Annotated in this window: 20 protein-coding genes; 7 read left to right on the forward strand and 13 right to left on the reverse strand. The window is 65.6% G+C overall.

Features of this window, described 5'->3' with window-relative positions; all coding sequences use genetic code 11:
• Window positions 1-59 precede the first annotated feature (59 nt).
• From prfA to OKQ63_RS07360, 3 genes are all read left to right on the forward strand, one after another.
• Window positions 60-1,115, forward strand: coding sequence for a peptide chain release factor 1 (prfA, locus tag OKQ63_RS07350; RefSeq protein ID WP_264213293.1), 1,056 nt, complete (start codon window positions 60-62; stop codon window positions 1,113-1,115).
• 2 nt (window positions 1,116-1,117) lie between these two features.
• Complete coding sequence (prmC, locus tag OKQ63_RS07355; protein ID WP_264213294.1) at window positions 1,118-1,969, forward strand: peptide chain release factor N(5)-glutamine methyltransferase; 852 nt, start codon at window positions 1,118-1,120, stop codon at window positions 1,967-1,969.
• A 213-nt stretch (window positions 1,970-2,182) separates the two neighbouring features.
• Entirely contained in the window at window positions 2,183-2,872 is a 690-nt protein-coding gene (locus tag OKQ63_RS07360) for a DUF4167 domain-containing protein (protein ID WP_264213295.1), read from the forward strand.
• A gap of 108 nt (window positions 2,873-2,980) precedes the next feature.
• Here OKQ63_RS07360 and OKQ63_RS07365 read toward each other — a convergent pair whose 3' ends face one another.
• From OKQ63_RS07365 to lptF, 7 genes are all read right to left on the reverse strand, one after another.
• Window positions 2,981-3,763, reverse strand: coding sequence for a pyridoxine 5'-phosphate synthase (locus OKQ63_RS07365; RefSeq protein ID WP_264213296.1), 783 nt, complete (start codon window positions 3,761-3,763; stop codon window positions 2,981-2,983).
• A gap of 38 nt (window positions 3,764-3,801) precedes the next feature.
• On the reverse strand, window positions 3,802-4,644 hold the full coding sequence (gene rsmA / locus OKQ63_RS07370; protein WP_264213297.1) for a 16S rRNA (adenine(1518)-N(6)/adenine(1519)-N(6))-dimethyltransferase RsmA: 843 nt from the start codon (window positions 4,642-4,644) through the stop codon (window positions 3,802-3,804).
• An 84-nt stretch (window positions 4,645-4,728) separates the two neighbouring features.
• Entirely contained in the window at window positions 4,729-5,700 is a 972-nt protein-coding gene (pdxA, locus tag OKQ63_RS07375; RefSeq protein WP_264213298.1) for a 4-hydroxythreonine-4-phosphate dehydrogenase PdxA, read from the reverse strand.
• Window positions 5,697-6,956 carry a peptidylprolyl isomerase gene (locus tag OKQ63_RS07380; protein WP_264213299.1) on the reverse strand — a complete coding sequence of 420 codons (1,260 nt, stop codon included), beginning with the start codon at window positions 6,954-6,956 and terminating at the stop codon, window positions 5,697-5,699. Before OKQ63_RS07380 ends, pdxA begins: the two co-directional genes overlap by 4 nt.
• Window positions 6,941-9,121, reverse strand: a complete 2,181-nt coding sequence (locus OKQ63_RS07385) for an LPS-assembly protein LptD (RefSeq protein WP_264213300.1) — start codon at window positions 9,119-9,121, stop codon at window positions 6,941-6,943. Before OKQ63_RS07385 ends, OKQ63_RS07380 begins: the two co-directional genes overlap by 16 nt.
• Window positions 9,105-10,208, reverse strand: coding sequence for an LPS export ABC transporter permease LptG (gene lptG, locus OKQ63_RS07390; protein ID WP_264213301.1), 1,104 nt, complete (start codon window positions 10,206-10,208; stop codon window positions 9,105-9,107). Before lptG ends, OKQ63_RS07385 begins: the two co-directional genes overlap by 17 nt.
• On the reverse strand, window positions 10,205-11,332 hold the full coding sequence (gene lptF, locus OKQ63_RS07395; RefSeq protein ID WP_264213302.1) for an LPS export ABC transporter permease LptF: 1,128 nt from the start codon (window positions 11,330-11,332) through the stop codon (window positions 10,205-10,207). The genes lptG and lptF overlap by 4 nt, the downstream gene beginning before the upstream one ends.
• Window positions 11,333-11,533: 201 nt before the next feature.
• On the opposite strand from lptF, the gene OKQ63_RS07400 reads away from it, so the two are divergent.
• From OKQ63_RS07400 to OKQ63_RS07410, 3 genes are all read left to right on the forward strand, one after another.
• A complete protein-coding gene (locus OKQ63_RS07400; RefSeq protein ID WP_264213303.1) occupies window positions 11,534-13,009 on the forward strand; it encodes a leucyl aminopeptidase in 1,476 nt (491 codons plus the stop codon).
• A 6-nt stretch (window positions 13,010-13,015) separates the two neighbouring features.
• Entirely contained in the window at window positions 13,016-13,474 is a 459-nt protein-coding gene (locus OKQ63_RS07405) for a DNA polymerase III subunit chi (RefSeq protein ID WP_264213304.1), read from the forward strand.
• Window positions 13,475-13,644: 170 nt separating this feature from the next.
• The gene (locus OKQ63_RS07410; RefSeq protein ID WP_264213305.1) at window positions 13,645-14,196 is read left to right on the forward strand and encodes a CHAP domain-containing protein; all 552 of its coding nucleotides are present in this window, start codon (window positions 13,645-13,647) and stop codon (window positions 14,194-14,196) included.
• A 174-nt stretch (window positions 14,197-14,370) separates the two neighbouring features.
• Here the strand turns inward: OKQ63_RS07410 and OKQ63_RS07415 are convergent, their stop codons facing one another.
• The 5 genes from OKQ63_RS07415 to OKQ63_RS07435 form a co-directional block, all read right to left on the reverse strand.
• Window positions 14,371-15,393 (reverse strand): hypothetical protein, encoded by a 1,023-nt coding sequence (locus tag OKQ63_RS07415; RefSeq protein WP_264213306.1) that lies wholly within the window; start codon window positions 15,391-15,393, stop codon window positions 14,371-14,373.
• A gap of 54 nt (window positions 15,394-15,447) precedes the next feature.
• On the reverse strand, window positions 15,448-16,029 hold the full coding sequence (locus tag OKQ63_RS07420; protein ID WP_264213307.1) for a retropepsin-like aspartic protease family protein: 582 nt from the start codon (window positions 16,027-16,029) through the stop codon (window positions 15,448-15,450).
• Window positions 16,030-16,073: 44 nt separating this feature from the next.
• A complete protein-coding gene (locus tag OKQ63_RS07425) occupies window positions 16,074-16,694 on the reverse strand; it encodes a MarC family protein (RefSeq protein WP_264213308.1) in 621 nt (206 codons plus the stop codon).
• Window positions 16,691-18,538: an ABC-F family ATP-binding cassette domain-containing protein gene (locus OKQ63_RS07430; RefSeq protein WP_264213309.1), complete on the reverse strand. Its 1,848-nt coding sequence runs from the start codon at window positions 18,536-18,538 to the stop codon at window positions 16,691-16,693. The genes OKQ63_RS07425 and OKQ63_RS07430 overlap by 4 nt, the downstream gene beginning before the upstream one ends.
• Before the next feature lie 83 nt (window positions 18,539-18,621).
• The gene (locus OKQ63_RS07435) at window positions 18,622-18,897 is read right to left on the reverse strand and encodes a hypothetical protein (protein ID WP_264213310.1); all 276 of its coding nucleotides are present in this window, start codon (window positions 18,895-18,897) and stop codon (window positions 18,622-18,624) included.
• Window positions 18,898-19,271: 374 nt separating this feature from the next.
• Between OKQ63_RS07435 and ndk the strand changes: the two genes are divergently transcribed.
• Window positions 19,272-19,694 (forward strand): nucleoside-diphosphate kinase, encoded by a 423-nt coding sequence (gene ndk, locus OKQ63_RS07440; RefSeq protein WP_264213311.1) that lies wholly within the window; start codon window positions 19,272-19,274, stop codon window positions 19,692-19,694.
• Between the two features lie 74 nt (window positions 19,695-19,768).
• Here the strand turns inward: ndk and OKQ63_RS07445 are convergent, their stop codons facing one another.
• Complete coding sequence (locus OKQ63_RS07445; RefSeq protein WP_264213312.1) at window positions 19,769-20,131, reverse strand: TfoX/Sxy family protein; 363 nt, start codon at window positions 20,129-20,131, stop codon at window positions 19,769-19,771.
• Window positions 20,132-20,166 lie beyond the last annotated feature (35 nt).

Consider the following 20,166-nt stretch of genomic DNA (forward strand, 5'->3'; position numbering starts at 1 on the left):
GCTCTAGCATATCACATGGGGGTCACTTGGCCAAAACATGAACAGCAATAGGCGCACCCATGGTCCCCGAAGAACGGCTGGAACAGATCCTGCAGCGGTTTCAGTATCTTGAAGCCGCGATGGCGGATGGTGCCGGGGGCGGGGATATTGCTGCATTGGCCAAGGAATATTCGGGCCTGCGCCCGGTGGCGGAGCAGATCGGCGCCTACCGCAAGCTGCTGAGCGATCTGGAGGAGGCGGAGCTGATGCTGGCGGATCCGGATATGAAGGATCTGGCGGCGGAGGAGATCCCCGTGCTGAAGGCCGCGCTGCCGGCAGCCGAACAGGCGCTGCAGCTGGCCTTGCTGCCGCGGGATGCCGCCGACAGCCGCCCGGCGATGCTGGAGATCCGCCCCGGAACGGGGGGCGACGAGGCGGCGCTGTTTGCCGGCGACCTGCTGCGCATGTATCAGCGCTATGCCGAAGCGCAGGGCTGGAAGTTCGACATCATCGAGGAGCAGGCCACCGAGCTGGGGGGCATCAAGGAAGTGGTGGCCCATATCAAGGGCGAAAATGTCTTTGCCCGGCTGAAGTATGAATCCGGGGTCCACCGCGTGCAGCGGGTGCCGGCAACCGAGAGCGGCGGGCGGATCCATACCTCGGCCGCCACCGTGGCGGTTCTGCCGGAAGCCGAGGATGTGGATATCCACATTGATGCGGGTGATCTGCGGATCGACACCATGCGGGCGTCCGGCGCGGGCGGCCAGCATGTGAACACCACCGATTCCGCCGTCCGGATCACCCACCTGCCGACCGGCCTGGTGGTGACCAGCTCGGAGAAATCGCAGCACCGCAACCGCGAGATCGCCATGCAGGTGCTGAAGACGCGGCTCTATGATCTGGAGCGGCAGCGGATCGACAGCGAGCGCTCGGCGGACCGGGCGAGCCAGGTCGGCTCGGGAGACCGTTCGGAACGGATCCGCACCTATAATTTTCCGCAAGGGCGGATGACCGATCACCGCATCAACCTGACGCTTTACAAGCTGGATCAGGTGATGGGCGGCGATCTGGAGGAGATCATCGAGGCGCTGACCGCGGACAACCAGGCGCGGCTTCTGGCCGAGATGGGGCAGTGAAGATGGCGGAGACGGCGGCACAGGCAATGGCGGCAGCAACGGCACGGCTGCTGGCGGCGGGGGTGCAGGACCCGGCGCGGGATGCGCGGGTGCTGCTGGCCCATGCCGCCCGCATCGAAGCCAGCCGGGTGACGCTGATTGCGCCCGAGGAACTGGCAACGGAAATTTCCGAACGCTATGAGCAGCTGATTTCCCTGCGGGCGGTGCGGGTGCCGGTGTCGCATCTGATCGGCGAACGGGAGTTTTACGGGCGCCGGTTCAAGGTCTCGCGCGATGTGCTGGACCCGCGGCCCGAAACCGAAATCCTGATCGAAGCTGCGTTGGCAGACCCCTACGCGCGGGTGCTGGATCTGGGGGTCGGTTCCGGCTGCATCCTGGTGACGCTTCTGGCGGAGCGGCAGGAGGCCACGGGGCTGGGTGTCGATATCAGCGCGGCGGCCTGCCTGCAGGCCAGCGCCAATGCGGTTCTGCACCGGGTCGAAGCGCGTGCGGATATCCAGCAATCGGACTGGTTCGAGGCCGTCGAAGGCACGTTTGACCTGATCGTCTCGAACCCGCCTTACATCGCGCTGGACGAGATGGAGGGGCTGTCAGCAGAGGTGCGCGGGCATGAGCCCGGAATTGCCCTGACCGATGGCGGCGACGGGCTGGGCGCATACCGGCGGATTGCGGCGGAGGCAGCAGCGCATCTGGCGCCCGGCGGGCGTGTCCTGCTGGAGATCGGCCCGGCGCAGGGGGCTGCGGTGGGCGCGCTGCTGGAAGCGGCAGGGCTGAGCGGCATTGCGGTGCTGCCGGATCTGGACGGGCGCGACCGGGTGGTGCGGGCGCATTCCGGCGCAAAGAGCGGTTTCTAGCACGGAAATTCGTCTTTTCGAAAGAAAAATCATAGAAAACCCTATTGTACCCCTTGTCTGCGGTTTCGTAACATGGTTACTCAAGAGGAGCCGCTTCAGGAGAACGCTTCCAAGGCCTTCCCGCGGCATCAAGCCCAAAAAAGCTAGCGATCCGGCGCTGAGGCGCGCTGCACAGGGTCTACGGCGCATTAACTCAAGGCTTACGTTAGGCATATGAGATCGTCAAAATCACGTTCACGTTCCAAGTCGAACCGGAACCGCCCGAATGGCGCCAATGTGGTCAACCGGGTGTTCGACAGCTCCGGTCCCGAAGGCAAAGTGCGCGGGACCCCGCAGCAGATCATCGACAAGTACAACCAGCTGGCGCGGGATGCGCAGCTGAGCAATGACCGGGTTGCGGCGGAGAACTTCCAGCAGCACGCCGAGCATTACCTGCGGATGCTGAATGAAGCGCAGCGCGAGATCGACGCGCGCCGCGAGGAGCAGGAGCGGCAGAACCGCGAACGCCAGGCCGAACGCGACCGCGAGCGGGCCGAGCGGCTGGAGCGCCAGGAGCGGGAAGCGTCCGCTGCAGCAGGGGCACCGGCAGGTGACCCGGCAGCCGCGCCGCAGCCCGAGGTGATCGATCCGCGCGGCGACAACGGCAATGGCCAGGACAGCGGCCTGGTCGAAACGCCGGAGAGCCGGACGGCAGCGCCTGCCGAGACCCCGGCGGAACCTGCGAAAAAGGCACCGGCCCGCAAGCCCCGTGCCCGCAAGCCCGCGGACAAGGCAGAGGATGCCGCTGCGGCGGCGGAGGGCGGCGGCGATGCCGAAGCCAAGCCTGCACCGAAGAAAACCACCCGCTCGCGGGCCAAGCCCAAGCCCAAGGCTGAGGAAGGCCCCGCGGAAGCCGCTGAGTAAGCGGCAGCCGCCGAACAGGCCATGCGGTAGCAGATCAGTAAAAAAGACCCCCGGCACCAATGGTCCGGGGGTCTTTTTCTGGTCGGGGAAGGCCGGTGCAGAGGCGGGTCAGGCATCGTGGCCCAGCACCCGCAGGTAGCGGCGCACCGCTTCGGGGAAGCCCAGCATCAGCGCGTCTGCCGTCAGGGCGTGGCCGATGGAGACTTCGGCCAGATCGGGGACCGCCCGGCGCAGGGCGGGCAGGTTGTCCACCGTCAGATCATGGCCTGCGTTCATCCTCAGGCTGCCCTTGCCGTCCGCGGCCAAAGCGCGGGCAGCATCGGCGGTGTTCCTGATCTTGCCAAGCTCCTGCGAGACCGCGTCCGGCGTTGTCTGTTCCGCATAGGGGCCTGTATAGAATTCGATCCGATCCGCGCCCGCCTGCCGCGCCAGTGCGGGGGCGACAGGGTTGGCGTCGACGAAATAGGAGACCCGGATGCCCGCGGCCCTGAACTCCTCGGCGACGGGCAGCAGCATGGCGCCGTCGGCCGCAAAGTCCCAGCCGTGGTCGGAGGTGGACTGTTCCGGCGTGTCGGGCACCAGCGTGACCTGATGCGGCTTGTTTTCCAGCACCAGGTCGATGAAGCGGCGGGTCGGGTAGCCTTCGATGTTGAACTCGGCCTGCGGGAATTCCTCGGCGATCAGCCGCGACAGGGCGGGCAGGTCGGCAAAGCGGATGTGGCGCTCGTCCGGGCGGGGATGCACGGTGATGCCGTGCGCGCCCGCCTGCAGAATGGCGCGGGCAATGCCGATGAGGTCGGGCCAGGGCACCTCGCGCCGGTTGCGCAGATAGGCAACGGCGTTGACGTTGACCGAAAGCAGGGTCGGGCGGGGGGCAGCGGCTTGGGTCATCTGGAAATCGGGCTCCGTCGGGGAATTCAGGAAGGGGCTCAGGCCTTGGCCAGCGCGCGGGCCAGCGCGCAGAAGGCCTCCAGGCTCACCTGCTCGGCGCGTTCGGTGGGCGGGATGCCTGCGGCGGTCAGATGCGTCTCGATATCCGGCGAGATGCCCTTGAGCGAGGCGCGCAGCATCTTGCGGCGCTGGTTGAAGGCGGCGGCGACCACGCGGGACAGGACCGCGGCATCGGCCGGAAAGCGCGGCTCGGGCAGGGCATCCAGATGCACCACGGCGCTGGAGACCTTGGGCGGCGGGGTGAAGGCGCCGGGCGGCAGCGACAGCACGATACGGGCATCGGCCCGCCACTGGGCCAGGATCGCCAGGCGGCCATAGGCCTTGGAGCCGGGCTGCGCCACGATGCGTTCGGCGACCTCGCGCTGGAACATCAGGGTGAGGCTCTGCCAGAACGGCGGCCAGTCCCTGGGGGTGAGCCAGCGCACCAGCAGTTCGGTGCCGACATTGTAGGGCAGGTTGGCGGCGATGCGGATCGGCGGCGTCAGATGCGCGAGCGGATCGATTTCCAGCGCATCGCCGTTGATCACCTCGAACCGGCCGGGGTAGGCGTCGGCGATTTCCTGCAGCGCGGGCAGGCAGCGGCTGTCCTTTTCCACCGCCAGCACCCGGCGGGCGCCCTCGGCCAGCAGGCCGCGGGTAAGGCCGCCGGGGCCGGGGCCGATCTCCAGCACGTCGCAGCCTGTGAGGTCGCCCGCCTGGCGGGCGATCTTGGCGGTGAGGTTCAGATCCAGCAGGAAGTTCTGGCCCAGCGACTTGCGGGCCGACAGCTGATGCGCCGCGATCACTTCACGCAAGGGGGGAAGGCTGTCGATAGCGCTCATATCATCTGGACCTTGGGACATGGCGCGGGCGGGGCGCCGGAATTTTCATGCCTCCGGCGGGGATATTTCCCGCCAGAAGAAGAATCAAGGGCCGGCAGCCATGGCCTGTGCCAGCTTCAGCGCCTCGATCAGGCTGGCCGGATTGGCCTGGCCGGTGCCCGCGATGTCGAAAGCGGTGCCGTGATCGGGCGAGGTGCGGATGAAGGGCAGGCCCAGGGTCACGTTGACGCCGCGGTCGAAGTCCAGCGTCTTGATCGGGATCAGCGCCTGGTCGTGATACATGCAGACAGCCGCGTCATAGCGGGCGCGGGCGGCGGCGTGGAACATCGTGTCGGCGGGGTGCGGGCCGGTGACAGCCAGCCCTTCGCCTTGCATCTGGGCAATCAGGGCGTTGATCCAGGCCAGCTCCTCCCGGCCCATGGCACCGCCTTCGCCCGCGTGCGGGTTGAGGCCGGCCACGGCAATCCGCGGCTGTGCGATGCCGAACTGGCTGCGCAGTCCCGCAGCGGTGATTTCGATGGTCTCGCGCAGCAGATCCGGGGTCAGGACCTGCGGAACATCGGCCAGGGCGATGTGGATGGTGGCGGGCACCACCCGCAGCCGGTCGCTGGCCAGCATCATCACCACGCGGCTGCGGCCCGCGAGTGCGGCCAGGAATTCGGTATGGCCGGGATAGGCAAAGCCGGCGCCGTCGATCAGCGCCTTCTTGTGGATCGGCGCGGTGCAGACGGCGGCGGCCTCGCCTGCCTGGACCAGCCGCACCGCGGTTTCGATCGATTGGATCACCCCGGCGGCGTTATTGGGGTCGGCGGTGCCCTTGGCAGCACTGCCGCCGAAGGTGAGCGGCAGCACCGGAAAGCTGCCGGCGCAGGCCGCCGCGGCCTCAGCCGGGGCGGCGATTTCGGTGACCGGCGTGCCGGCGGGCAGGTGCCGCGGGTCGCCGATCCAGAAGAACGGGCAGGCGGCGCGCAACCTGTCCCAGGCCTTGACAGCGATTTCCGGGCCGATGCCGGCGGGCTCGCCGCAGCTCAGCGCAACCGGCCCGGGCCGGTTCATTTGATGTCGATCCGCGCATCCGCGCGCAGCTGCTCCAGGTAGCTGTTGGTCAGCGAGGTCATCCGCTGGGCGGTGAGCGCATTGGCCACCGTTTCGCGCGAGCTGCCTTCGCCCAGATCGGCCGTGCGGCCGCAGAGCATCAGCACCATCAGGGTCTGGCCGTTGCTGCGGGTGAGTGCTGTGGATGTTTCGCCCGGGTCAAGCTTGGCCAGTTCCAGCGCGATATCGCGGGGAATGTCCGACGGCGGCAGGCTTTGCACGTCCAGGACGGACGAATCCTGGCCCTGGGCAAGGCCATAGAAATCATCGCAGGTGTCGACGCTGTCGACCACGCCTTGCGCTGCGGCCAGGGCCTCGGGGGTGCGTCCGCCGGGCACGTAATAGGCCGCGTATTCAATTGCGGTATAGCGCGCGGCGGCACCGTCCACTTCGCGCACGCCGCGCATCTGGAACAGGGCGACGGCACTCTGCAGCGGCAGCGGCTCGGAAATCTCGCCGGGCTTCAGCGCCAGCACAATCTCCTGCAGCTGCGGCGGCAGTTTGGTCAGCGGCATCCACGGCAGCCGGCCGCCGTCGTTGCGGGTGGCCGCGGCGGAGTACTGGGCTGCGGCCGCAGAGAAGCTGTCATAGCCCTTGAGCCGGGCGACCTGCTCCACCAGTTCCTCGACCTGGGCCGCGTTCTGCTCGTTGATCGGCACGATGAATTCGCTCAGCAGCACCTGGACGCTGCCAGTGCCTGAGGCGCCCATGGCGCGGTCGATCTCCTCCGGCGTGGGGCGGGCGCGGGACAGGAAGCGGGCGCGGGTGTATTCCCGCCAGCCGAGGCCGACCCTGGCGAAGTCGCGCAGGGTCTGCGGTTCGACCCCCTGCTGCTGCAGCGCGGTCAGGAAGTCGTTCAGCGACAGGTTGGCGCGTCCGGCCAGTTCTTCCATGCCGGCGGTGACGTCTTCCTCGGACAGTTCGATCCCGGCCTGTTTCAGCACCGCCAGCTTGAGACGGTCGTTGATCAGTTCCTCGCGGGCGGTTTCCAGCGGATCGCCCGGCACCCGCAGCGCCGCCTGGAAACGGGCGCGCTGCTCCAGCTCGTAGCGGGTGACGACCTCGTCATTGACGGTGATCGCCGGGGCAAAGAGGTTCTGCGCGGCGGCGGGCAGGCCGGCCCAGCCAAGGCCGGCGGCCAGCACCAGCGCGGCTGCGGTTTTGAGGGCGCGGGTAAGGAAGGGAGCCGGGAACCGGGTTTTCACGTCTTGCTGCATGACCGCCTGTACTGTTTGTTGCCGCTGTTCACGGAAAATCCGCTCAGCGAGATGGTAAAGCCGAAATCGGTTGTCGGCTCAACACTTGTTGTTGAGGTATAGCGGCGGTTGACCGAAAGGTCGACCGTCACGCATTCGTTGCTGTAGGCCACGCCGAGGCCTGCGCGGGTGGCGCGGGCGCCGGAAATGTCATAGCGCAGCCGGGCACTGGCGGACCAGCTGGGGTTGAGGTCATAGCTGCCGTCCACCCACAGCTCCGAGCTTTCCTCCGCCCGGTCTTCATCGGGGTCGGTGCCGAGCCACAGATAGGTGCCGGAGAGGCTGGAGCGGCTGGTGCGCCAGTCGCCGCGCAGCTCCGCCTTGGAAAAATTCAGCGAGCCGTTCAGCAGGCCGCGGCTGGAGAGCGCCAGCCCGTCGCCGAATTTGATCTGGCCGGCCAGCAGGAAGTCGGAAGTGGTGCCGCTGAGGCCGGAGCTTTTGGTGAACCGGTCGTCGCCGTCGCTGCGCAGCACCTGGCCGGCTGTGGCATAGGCCTGCCAGCCGGTGGGCGCATAACGCGCCCAGTTGGCGCCGTAGACCAGGGTCAGGCCGTCCTCGCGGGCGTCGGTGGAGGGAAACCGTGACAGCGACAGGAGATTGCCCTGGTCGAACTCGACAAAGCGGCTTTCCTCAGTGACCACATTGCCGCCGCCTTCGTCGCGCCAGCCCAGTTGCAGGATCGGCTCCAGGTACTGGGTGGCGCCGCCTGCCTCGCGGCGGCTCATCGGCAGGCGCAGGGTCAGCGCGGTGCGCGGGGTCAGGCGGGTGATATCTTCGTTGAAGACGCTGTCGTCATAGGCACGGAAGGCGTCTGCCGCGGCGCCGAGTTCCCATTCCGCCAGGATGCCGTAGCCCAGCCGCCAGCTGCGGCGCCAGTCGATATCCGCGGTGAGCCGGGCCAGGTCGCGGCCGTTGCTGTCGGTTGCGGTGCCGTCAATGCTGGAGTTGCGGTGGTGGCCGTGGCCCTGCAGGGTCAGCCGCAGCTCGCCTCCGGTGAGGCCGGGATAATGGCGGGTCTGGTAGAAGGCTTCTGCGATGCCGGAGGGAATGTCTGCCTGGTCTTCGCTGACGCGCAGGGTCTTGTAATGGGTCAGCGACGTGCGGAACAGGCTGTCGCGCTTGGCCCGGGTGAGCACCGCCTCGGACCGCAGACGGTCCAGTTCCGGCAGGCCGTAGTCTTCGAGATAGGCATCATCCGAGACCGCCTTGACGTCAAAGGTGAGGCGGAAGCTGTTCGGCAGTTCGAAACGGCCTTCGCCGAAGATGTAGCCGCGGTCCTCGCCGGAAAACAGGTCGTCGCGGGTATAGGCGCCGTTGAACTCGATCCGGCCGCGGCGGAAGGCCTGGCGGTAGCGCACATCCAGCGTCTGGGTGCTGGACGACAGATAGGGCGCAAGTGTCAGGTCCCTATGCGGGCCGAGGGTGAAGAAATAGGGCACCTTGACCCCGGTGCCCAGGTTCGAGGTCGAGCGCAGCGACGGGATCAGAAAGCCGTTGGCGCGCTCCAGAGAGGGGTCCGGCAGGCGGAGGGCCGGGAAGTAGAAGACCGGCACGTCCAGAACACGCAGTTGGGCGCCCTCGAAATAGAGCTGGCGCTCCTGCTGGTCGTGGGTGACGCGCTCGGCGCGGATCTGCCACAGCGGCGGCCGGCCGTCCTCGCAGACATGGCAGGAGGTGACGGCGGTTTTATACAGCTGGGTGTAGCGGCCGCTGACCCGGGTCATCTGCAGCGAGGCCAGCTGCAGCTGCTGCTGGAACACCATGCGGGCGCCGGTCAGCAGGCCATTGCGCAGATCGCGGTCCAGTTCCGCGGCATTGGCCAGGATGGTGATATCGCCCTCCTGGTCGATGCGGATCGGTCCTTCGATCTGCAGGGTGCCGGTGGACTGGTCAAAGGTGATCTTTTCGGCGCGCAGCCGGATGTTGCCCTGAAACGCCTCGACGTTGCCTTCGGCCACCAGGGTGCGGTCGGGGGTTATGAAGACCTGGTCGGCCACCAGCATCGCGGGCTGCGCCGGATCCGGCGGCGCGGCGGTTTGCGCCTGCGGCGCCGGGGCTGCCAGCGCCAGCCAGGGCAGCACGGCGGAAAGAAGCAGCGCCCGGCGCAAGTTACCCGTCTTCGGCATGGAGAAGCAGTCCCAAAGTCAATAATATTGCGGCAGCGGGCGGTGCCCAGGCGGCCAGCGCCACCGGGATTTGCCCGTTCTCGCCAAGGATTTGCGCGAAATTGCGGATGAAATAAAGCCCGAATCCCAGCAGCACCGCCATCAGCACCGCCAGCCCGGTGCCGCCAAAGCGGGTATGCCGCATCGTGAACGAGGCGCCGACCAGCACCATGGCGATCAGGAACAGGGGCCGCGCCAGCTCGGCCTGGTAGCGGACCTCATAGCGTTTGGTGGTGAACCCCGCGGCGGACAGTTCGCGGATGGTGGCGGGCAGGTCATAGATCGAGATGCCCTTGGCGGTGCCCAGCGTGTCGCGGATGCGGTCGGTGGTGAGGGTGGTTGGCAGCTGCAGCTCGTCATGCTGGGCGGCCCCGGCTTCGGGGTTAATGCCCGCGGCCAGCGGCCAGGCCTTGGCGTTCGACAGGATCCAGTTGCTGCCGTCGAGCCGGGCGGTTTCGGCGGTGATCCGGCGCACCGGTCCGCCCGCGATGGTGTAACTGTGGATGGAGACGTCAAACAGGGTGATTTCAGCCGCGTCGCCGCTGTAGCCCTTGGCGTGAATCACCGACTGGCCGCGGGGGCCGCCCTGGCGCAGCCACAGGCCCTCGCCGCTGAGCGACAGGGCGGAAGGGCCGCCGTTGTGATACGTTTCGGCCAGGTCCTGGTAACGGTTGGCAGTGGCCGCCGCGATCGGGTTGAGCATGGTGACCGTCAGGCCGCCGATCCCTGCCGCCGCCAGCACCGGGGCCGCCAGCGCCCGGATGCCGGAGCGCCCGATGGCGCGGGTCACCACCAGCTCGCTGCTGCGTGCGAGGCCGACAAACAGCACGATGGTCGACAGGATCATGATCAGCGGCAGGAACTCCGAGAGCGCCGCCGGGATGTTCAGCAGGGTCAGCCCCAGCAGCTGGGCCAGGCTGAGATCGATTGCCTCGAAGCGGCGGATCTGCTCGTTCAGGTCGATCAGCACCACCAGCGTCATCAGAACCGCACAGATCACCAGGAACCACTGCAGGAAGCGGCGGGCGTAATAGAAGTCCAGCTTCATGCGGGCGCCTCCGGCGCATGTGCCCGGACCTGTTTCGGGCGGGCGGACAAAATCAGGAAGATCAAGGCAACCGCAAGCCCCAGCAGGGTGGGCACGTAGATCAGCGGCCACAGGCTGGCGTTTTCCAGCACCGGCTCGGAGACAACCCCGCGCAGGCCTTCGACAAAGATCAGCACCACAAAGGCCAGAAACGCCTGGCGCCAGACCCCGAAGCGCGAAAACGTGCCCAGCATCAGCGCGGAGAAGCCGATCAGCGTCACCGCCACGCAGACCAGGGCACGGGCAAAGCGCAGGTGCACCTCTTCGGCCTGGGCGCCGGCGGAATAGCCGTCCGTGCGGGTGACGGCGTCGGAGGCGGTCAGCAGTTCCAGGCTCGGGATGGCGCGGATATTGCGGACCGGGTTCTCAGCTTTGCGGGCCAGGGCGCTGATATCATATGAAAAATCTGAAAAGAACGTGGTCGACAGCCGCTGGGTCTTGTGGTCCAGACGCTGCGCCATGCCTTCGACCATGATCAGATGCGCGCTGGCCTCATTGCGCACCAGAAAGGCGCGGGCGCCGGTGTAGGTCACCGTCGTCCCGGGATCCCGGCGGTCCGACAGGAAGACATCGTTCAGGGTGCCGTCCGGGTCGATCTGGCGGATATAGAAGGTGACGCCGTCGGCCGGGTGCAGGAAGTCGCCCTCGCTCAAGAGCTTGGCGGTGATGTTGCGGGAGACCTCGCTTTCGCGCACTTCCAGCTGGCTGATCGAGGCCGGCAGCAGGTAATGGGTCAGCGCCGACATCATCAGCGCGGTGATCACGCCAAAGGCCAGCGCCGGGCGGGCCATCTGCCAGGGGCTGGTGCCGGTGGCGCGCAGCACGGTCAGTTCGCTCTCGCTGTTCAGCCGGTTGGTGACCCAGACCGAGGCGCCGAAGGCGGCAATCGGCAGCACCATGCGAATGAGGTTCGGCAGGGTGAGGGCGGTGAATTCCAGGAACACCAAAGCGGACTGGCCGTTGCCGATCAGACGGTCGAACAGCACAACGGCCCGGTTGACCCAGAACACGGCCACCAGAATCAGCGCAAAAAAGCCGAAGAAGAGCAGATATTGCGACAACACATATCTGTCGTAGCGTGACACCCGATCCCCCCAGACCTTGCCATTGTTATTTTGCCGGACCTTAGTGGATTTGCAGGGCGGGGAAAACTGCATTCTCACCAGCGGCCTGCGACCGGCGGCTGACCGCAGACGGCGCGGGCGCAAAGGCGGGTCTGGCCAAGCCCGCTTGCGCAGGATACCTCTTTAGCCAGCAACCAAGCGATACCAGCAGGAGAGTGCGCAATGAGCAGCCTAACCCCGGTCCGGTTTACCGAATACGACCCCAAGTCCTTGCCGGACATGACCGGCCGCGTGGCGGTGATGGTGACGCCGGAGGGCAGCATGGACCAAGCGGCGCGCAGCGCCAACCGTCTGGCCAAGGGCGCCATTGCCCGGCTGATCGAATCGGAGGGGTTCAAGAAGGCCAAGGCGGGCGACGTGATTTCGCTGAACTGGCCCGCGGGCATGCAGGCCGAGGCGCTGGACGTGCTGGTGCTGCCGCGCAAGCTGACCCCGGTGGAGGCGCGCCAGGCAGGGGCCAAGCTGGCCAAGGGCGCGGCAGGCAAGCGGCTGACGGTGATGGCCGGCAGCATGAGCAAGGCCGCCGATCTGACCCTGGGGATTGCCCTGCGCGATTATGATTTCGACAACCACAAGTCGCCGAAAGAGGACAAGTCCGACGGGGAGGTGGTGATCGCCGCCAAGGCGCCGGCCGATCTGGAGGCCGCCTGCGCGCCGCTGCTGGCCGTGGCCGAGGGCGTGCACATGACCCGTGATCTGGTCAATGAGCCGGCCAACGTGCTGACCACCACGGACTTCGCCCGCCGCATCGAAGAGATGACGGCAATCGGTCTGGAGGTCGAGATCCTGGAAGAGGCGGATCTGGAAAAGCTGGGCATGCGCACGCTGTTGAGCGTCGGCCAGGGCTCTGACAGCCCGTCCAAGGTGGCGGTGATGCAGTGGCAGGGCGGCGCCAAGGATGCGGCCCCGCTGGCGCTGGTCGGCAAGGGCGTGGTGTTCGACACCGGCGGCATCTCCCTGAAGCCGGCAGCGGGCATGGAAGACATGACCATGGACATGGGCGGTGCCGGCGTGGTGACCGGTGTCATGAAGGCGCTGGCGCTGCGCAAGGCCAAGGCCAATGTGGTCGGGCTGGTCGGGCTGGTGGAAAACATGCCTTCGGGCAATGCCACCCGTCCCGGCGATGTGGTGAAGTCGATGAAGGGCGACACGGTGGAGATCATCAACACCGACGCCGAAGGCCGCCTGGTGCTGTGCGATGTGCTCTGGTACGCGCAGGAGCGGTTCAAGCCCGCGGGCGTGATCGACCTGGCGACCCTGACCGGCGCCATCATCATCGGGCTGGGGCATGAAAACGCCGGGGTGTTCTCGAACGATGACGAGCTGTGCAATGCCTTCCTGAAGGCTGCCAGGGCCGAGGATGAGGGCGCCTGGCGGATGCCGCTGGGCAAGGCCTATGACGAGCAGCTGAAGTCGCGCATTGCCGATATGAAGAACGTGGGCGGGCGCCCGGCGGGCTCGATTACCGCGGCGCAGTTCCTGGCAAGGTTCATCAAGGACGGCATGCCCTGGATTCACCTGGATATCGCCGGGGTCGCCTCGGTCAGCGCGGATACCGCATACGCGCCGAAGGGGGCCACCGGCTGGGGCGTGATGGCGCTGAACCGGCTGGTCGCGGATAAGTTCGAGGCGGAATAAGGGTTTATGGGGGCTGCCTATTTCTATCATCTGACCCGCAGGCCGCTGGAGGAAACCCTGCCGGTGCTGCTGGACAAGGCGCGCGGGGCGGGCTGGCGCATCGCGGTGCGCGGCCGTGATCCCGAGCGCATGGCCTGGCTGGATGACCGCCTGTGGCAGGGGCCGGAGGACAGCTTTCTGCCGCACGGCCTGGCGGGCGGCCCCCATGATGCATTGCAGCCGGTCCTGCTGACGGCAGGGCCGGAGGCGGCCAACAGCCCGGATTGCGTGATGACGGTGGATGGCGCTGCCGTCAACGCAGAAGAGGTGCAGGCGCTGCAGCGGGTCTGCATCCTGTTTGACGGCACCGATCCCGAAGCGGTGCAGCACGCCCGCGGGCAATGGAAGAGCCTGACGGATGCAGGCTGCTCTGCCCAATACTGGTCCGAGGAGGGCGGCCGCTGGGAGAAAAAGGCGGAAAAGTAACCCGCGCTCCAAGCCTCTTGCATATGCAGGTTTCCGCTGCCGCTGCCGGACGTTTCGGCGGGATTTCGCCGGTTCCCTCCGGATTTGTTTCAATTGTGCAGGAATTGCTCGCGCGAAACGCATTCCCGCATTACTGCTCCTGCCCAAAACAAGGGACAGTGAGGAACTGAATGACATCAGGGCAGGTTGCAAGGCGGGTGCGGCGTCTGGTCTTGGCAGGCGCGGGATTGTTAATTCTGGCAAATTGTGCCGCGACCGAGGGCGGATCGGTTGCCCGGGCGGAGGTTGAGGCTGCGCGGCTGGAATATGCGGTGCAGGAAGTCCAGACCCTGCAATCCAAGGGGCGGCGGGTCTGGTGCGTGCCGTTTGCCCGCAATGCCAGCGGGATCGAGATCTTCGGCAATGCAAAGACCTGGTGGGAACAGGCCAAGGGCCAGTTCAGCCGCGGCCAGGAGCCGCTGCCGGGCGCTGTGATGGCATTCCGGGCGACCCGGTCCAACCCGCTGGGGCATGTGGCTGTGGTATCGAGGGTTGAGGATTCGCGCAGGATCCGGGTCAATCACGCCAATTGGCACCGCAACAAGGTCTCCCTGGGAATGGCGGTCATAGACGTGTCGGCGCAAAATGACTGGTCCGCCGTGCGCCTGGAGAGCAATCCCGGCGCCTTCGGACGCGTCTATCCGGTCAACGGGTTCATTCTGCCCGTACCGGCTGAAGGCTGAAGCGCTGTAATAGGGGCGCCGCCCCGATCGGGCTGGCGGCGAATGCCCTCCGGAGCTGTCCCGGCCGGACAGAGGTGGGCCGCTGTTTGCCGCAAACAGGTTTCTGCACGGCTGGCCGCCGCATGCACGGCCACAGCTCAGCCGGGGCGGCGGCCCGAATGCGTCACAGACACTTCAGGCGAGCAGGAAATTGTCTTCGGTCAGGCTGACGGGCTGCTCGAACGAGATGAACTGGCTTCCATTGACGAACACCGCGCTGTTGTCGGAAGCAAAGGTGACGACGGCATCTCTCTGACTGGCGTCCTCCGCGTTCCACGGGAAGAAAATACCGCGATCGAAATTATCGAAGCTCAGTTTGATCCGGTCTTTTGCAGGGTCGAAATCGAGCACCTTTGCCGACACCAGCCCTGTTGGCAGCCGGGTGAATTCGATCACATCCCGGCCGCCGCCTGTCAGAACCGTGTCCGGGGCAAATCTTGTGGCATAGGAAAATGTGATGCGGTCGGCCCCCTTGCCAAGATGGTAGGTGCCGGAGGTCTCGCCGTCCGCAGTGACGCTGTCCTGTCCAGGCCCCGTGAATATTCTGGCGCCATCCGCACCGGACGTGTTGCGGACCGTGTCATTTCCCTTTCCGGTTCTGATGACCAGGCTTTCGGTTTGGTCCGACAGATAGATTGCGACAGTGTCGTGCCCGCCTTTTGTGTTCACATGGAAATTATCCCCCAAGCGGTTCTGGACCTGAACACCATCTGCGAAGCGGCTTCCGGAGATTTCGAAATCCCGCGGTGCGGTCTGGGGGCTGCCTGCCCGGAACGTCAGGTTCACGGCAGCGGCTTCGGCCCCGGTGAAGAGGTCATGAAACGGCGAAAGGCGGAGGCTGCTGACCTCCGTGGCTATCTCCAGCCGGAATTCGACTGTATCGATCCCGCGGCCGCCCTGGAACTCGATGACGTCGAACAGTGCGGATGGGGCATCCCCTTCGTAGAGGCGCCGGGTATTCCACACAAATGTGTCATCGCCGCGCCCGCCGAAGAAACGGTCTGTGAGATCACCGTTGAACAGCAGCATGTCGTCGCCGCGCAGGCCGAAAAAGAATTCGTCTTCAGTGTCTGTCGAGGTGAAAATGTTTCCAAGGGAATTGCCGGTGATATTGGGCACGCTGATACACCTCAGGCTGACTTTCTGTACGAAGCGCAATTATAAAGGGAGGAGGTGCAATGCGCTAGCGGGACTTGCCGGGCGGTCTTCTGGCTATCGCACCAGGACCAGTGCGCCGTTGCGGATTTCGATGCTGGACCAGCGCTGCAGATAGCCCATGCCAAGCAGGGATTGCTCCAGTTCTCCCTGATTCACCCAGACGCGGACATCGGTGTCGGTAATGCCGCCCAGAGAGATCTTGTCGATCCAGACCGAGGCTGTGCGCACTTCGCCGTTGGCGGTGCGGGCCCGGCCGAGATAGGCGAGACTGTCCGTATCGATCCCGGCGAGACGGGCGTCGCTTGCATTCAGCACGACCTGGCTGGCGCCGGTATCGACCAGAAACTCGATCGGCGCGCCGTTGACATCCAATGTCAGGTAATAATGCCCGTCCGGTGCGCGCGGAACCTCGACCCGGCCGTCCTCAACCGCGACGCTTTGCTGCGGGCGCACGGTCTGGCGGATGTCCTCCCACAACCCGTAAGAGGCGATGACACCGAGGAAAATGAACCCCCAGACGGCGAACATCTGCAAGGTTTTGCCGAGGCTCCGGCGGTTTTGCACAAACACCCAGGAGCCCACCGCAATCAGCAGCAGCACCAGGTAAAGAAAACGTCCGATTTCATAGTCGCCCATCTGCTCACCTCCTGCATATAAAGTAGGCGGGCCGGGGCGTTATGCTAGCCTGCAAAGCCAAACGCGCGCAGGCCGTCCAGAACGAACTGCACCGACAGCGCCGCCAGCAGCATGCCCAGAAGACGGGTGACAACGGTGATGCCGGTCTTGCCCAGCAGCCGTTCGAACAGGCCGGAAAACAGGCACATCACCAGCAGAATCGAGAGCACCGCAAACACCACTCCCATGACCATGGCAAAGCCGGCGAAACCCGGCTGCTGGCCCGTCAGCAGGATCACGGTGGCGATTGAGCCAGGCCCGGCAATCAGCGGGATCGCCAGGGGGAAGATCGAGGGGTCGTCGACGCCGTCTTCCTCGCTGCGGTCCTCGCGCCGCTTGTTGCGGCGCTCGAACAGCATATCAAGCGCGGTGAGGAACAGCAGCACGCCGCCGGCCACCCGGAAGGCGGGCATGGAGATGCCGATGAAACCCAGCACGGCCTCGCCAAGCGCTGCAAACAGCGCCAGCAGGATGGCGGCGGTGACGGTGGCGCGCAGGGCGATGGAGCGGCGCCGGGCCGGGCTCATGCCCTGGGTCAGCGCCAGGAAGATCGGCGTCAGCCCGATCGGATCGACGATGACAAACAGCGTCACAAAAGAGGTGATCAGAATGCCTGTGTCGATCATTGCGCCTCAGCTTTTTCCAGTTTCTCCACGGCTTTCAGCCAAAGATCCTCGGCGCGGTCCTGCGCTTCCATCACTTCGGCATATTTGCGCTGCCAGACAATGGCTTCGTCCTTGCGGCCATCTTCGTAGAGGGCTGGGTCCGCCAGCTTCTTGGCCAGCTTGTCGCGCATCTCGCTCACTTTTTCGAGCCGCGCTTCGCCTTTGCGGACCTCGGCGCGCAGCGCCAGGATGGCATCGCGGGAGGGGCGTTTGGGCTTGGCGGCCTTGGACTTGCCTGCGGGTTTGTCCCGCGTCAGCAGCAGGTCGCGGTAGGCCGGCAGGTCGCCCTCGAACGGTTTCACCGTGCCGCCGGACACCAGCCACAGCCGGTCCGCGACCAGGCTGAGCAGATGCATGTCGTGGCTGACCAGAATGACCGCGCCGGAATAGGCGGTCAGCGCCTCGACCAGGGCTTCGCGGCTTTCGATATCGAGGTGGTTGGTCGGCTCGTCGAGGATCAGCAGGTGCGGTGCGGGCAGGGTGGCCAGCAGGAGCGACAGCCGCGCCTTCTGGCCGCCGGAAAGGCGCCCGACCTCGGTATCGGCCTGATCCGACCCAAGGCCGAATCCGGCGAGCCGGGCACGCAGGCGGGCCTGGCCTTCATTCGGGCGTTCGCGCTGCAAGTGCTGCAGCGGTGTTTCGTCGATGTGCAGCTCATCCACCTGGTGCTGGGCAAAGAAGCCGATCCGCAGCTTGCCGGACTGGGTCATTTTGCCCGCCATCACATCGAGGCGGCCGGACAGCATCTTGGACAGGGTGGATTTGCCTTCGCCGTTCTTGCCGAGCAGGGCGATGCGGTCGTCCTGATCGATGCGCAGGTCCAGCCGGCTGAGGACCGCGGTGCCGTCATAACCGACCGAGGCGCCTTCGGTGGCGATGATCGGCGGCGACAGTTCCTCCGGCTCCGGGAAGGTGAAGACGGTGCGCGCGGCATCTTCGGGCGCGCGGATGGTTTCCATCTTTTCCAGCATCTTCACCCGGCTTTGCGCCTGCTTGGCCTTGCTGGCCTTGGCCTTGAACCGGTCGACAAACGCCTGCAGATGGGCGCGGCGGGCGTCCTGTTTCTTGGCCAGTGCTGCCTGATTGGCGCGGTTGGCGGCGCGCTGGCGGGCGAACTGGTCGTAGTTGCCGGAATAGAAGGTCAGGCCAAGGTCTTCGAGATGCAGAATGCCGTTCACCGAGCGGTTCAGCAGCTCGCGGTCGTGGCTGATGATGATGACGGTGTGCGGATATTTCACCAGATAGGCCTCGAGCCACAACGCGCCCTCAAGGTCCAGGTAGTTGGTCGGTTCGTCCAGCAGCAGGAGGTCGGGCTGGGAAAACAGCACTGCAGCCAGGGCCACGCGCATCCGCCAGCCGCCCGAGAAGTCGGAACAGGGGCGCTGCTGCGCCTCGTAATCAAATCCGAGACCCTTGAGGATGGAGGCGGCGCGCGCCTCGGCCGACCAGGCGTCGATATCTGTCAGCCGGGTCTGAATCTCGGCGATCCGGTGGGGATCCTGCGCGGTCTCGGATTCGGCCATCAGTTCGGCGCGTTCGGTATCCGCTGCCAGGACCGTGTCGATCAGCGAAACATCCGAGGCCGGCGCCTCCTGTGCGACGCCGCCGATCCGGGCCCGGCTGGGCAGGGAAATGCTGCCGGATTCCAGCGACAGCTCATTGCGGATCAGGCGGAACAGCGTGGTTTTGCCGGTGCCGTTGCGGCCGACCAATCCAACTTTGTGGCCGGTGGGGATGGTGGCGCTGGCGCCATCAAACAAAAGGCGGCCTTCGACCGCATAGGATATATCGCTGATACGTAACATAAGCCGAGCACTGCGGCACTGCCTGCCCCTTGTCAATGGGGTAGGCCCGGTGCGGAAGCTGGCGGCGGCTGGCTGTGGCCGGCTTATTTCAGATGCGCGGCCAGATCATCAAAGGAATAAGAGGCAAAGCCGACCAGCGGGTTTTCTCCGTCTCTGCTGAAGGCAAAGACGTGCAGCTCGTCATGGCGCAGGGTGGCGCGGCAGAACACGCCGTCCTGGGCGAGGTCGCCGGGGCAGCTGTCCAGATCGGTGTGGGCAACGGCCGTTTCGAAAAGCTGGTAGGTCAACGGCAGAGGTATGTCGGCAGCAAAAGCCGGTGCTGCGAAGAGGCAGGCAATCAGAGCGGGTACGGGGTTCATTGTTCAACCTTGTTTCAAGTTTCAACCCTGTTCGCGCAGGCCTAACTGACTTAAATTGTCAGGTAATTGCAAGCCCTGAATCCGACCCTGCGGCAAAACTGCGTGCTTGCCTCCTTGTCCTGCTGCGGGAACCTGCGATGTTCAGGCCGATCCGCGGGAGCGGTGAAATGGCCCGTACCGGCAGCTTCGGCAGAACAGCCGGATGGCATGCGCACCGGCGCGCTGGATGACGGCTGGGCTGCGCCGGGACAGTCGGGCACGATCCCGGATGCCGCTATTCAGGGGCTTCCCATGCGGCCTTGGCCATGTTACCCGGCGCGCGGAGTTTCCGGCCCGGGGCACCCCCCGCGGCCCATCAATCAGGAGAATGCCAAATGGCTCTGGAACGCACTTTCTCGATCATCAAGCCCGATGCAACCCGCCGCAACCTGACCGGCAAGATCAACGCCAAGTTCGAAGACGCCGGCCTGCGCGTCGTGGCGCAAAAGCGCATTCACATGACCAAAGCCCAGGCAGGCAAGTTCTACGAAGTGCACGCCGAGCGCCCGTTCTACGACGAACTGTGCGAGTTCATGTCCTCCGCACCGGTTGTCGTGCAGGTTCTGGAAGGTGAAAACGCCATTGCCAAGAACCGCGAAGTGATGGGCGCCACCAACCCGGCAGATGCCGCCGCCGGCACCATCCGCGCCGAATTTGCTGAATCGGTTGGCGAAAACTCGGTCCACGGTTCCGACGCACCGGAAACCGCGGCAGTCGAGATCGCTTACTTTTTCTCCGGCATCGAGCTGGTCGGCTAAGCCATAGGCTTACCGCAATGCATGGACCGCTCCGCAGTGCCGGGGCGGTCCTTTTTTTGGGGCAGGGGACCCGGTCAGCGCCGGGCGGGATCCGTTACCTGCAGGTCGGCAGGCGTTGCGCGCACGCCGATTGCGTCCAGTTCTGCCAGGAGTTTTGAGCTGTGCTGCGGCCGGGCCTCAGCCTTGATCGCGTCAAAACGCTTGCGCAGTTCCTCTTTCTCCTTGCCCTTGCAGTCATTCCAGGGCCGCCCCTGCAAGGCCATCACCAGCACGTAATAGCCAATGAAGTGCGGCCGTGTGCCGGTCTGAAGCAGTTTGGCATAAGCGCTGTCGGCGCCAATGGCGCGCAATTCCTCGGCTGACGTGATCCCTGCGCGCAGGCAGGCTTCCTCGTAAGCGGGGCCAAGGTTGCGGATGGAGGAAATGGCTGTGTTCATGATTTGTTTCTATCTGTTCCAGCCGCCGTTGTCAC

Source organism: Leisingera thetidis (assembly GCF_025857195.1).
GTDB lineage: Bacteria > Pseudomonadota > Alphaproteobacteria > Rhodobacterales > Rhodobacteraceae > Leisingera > Leisingera thetidis.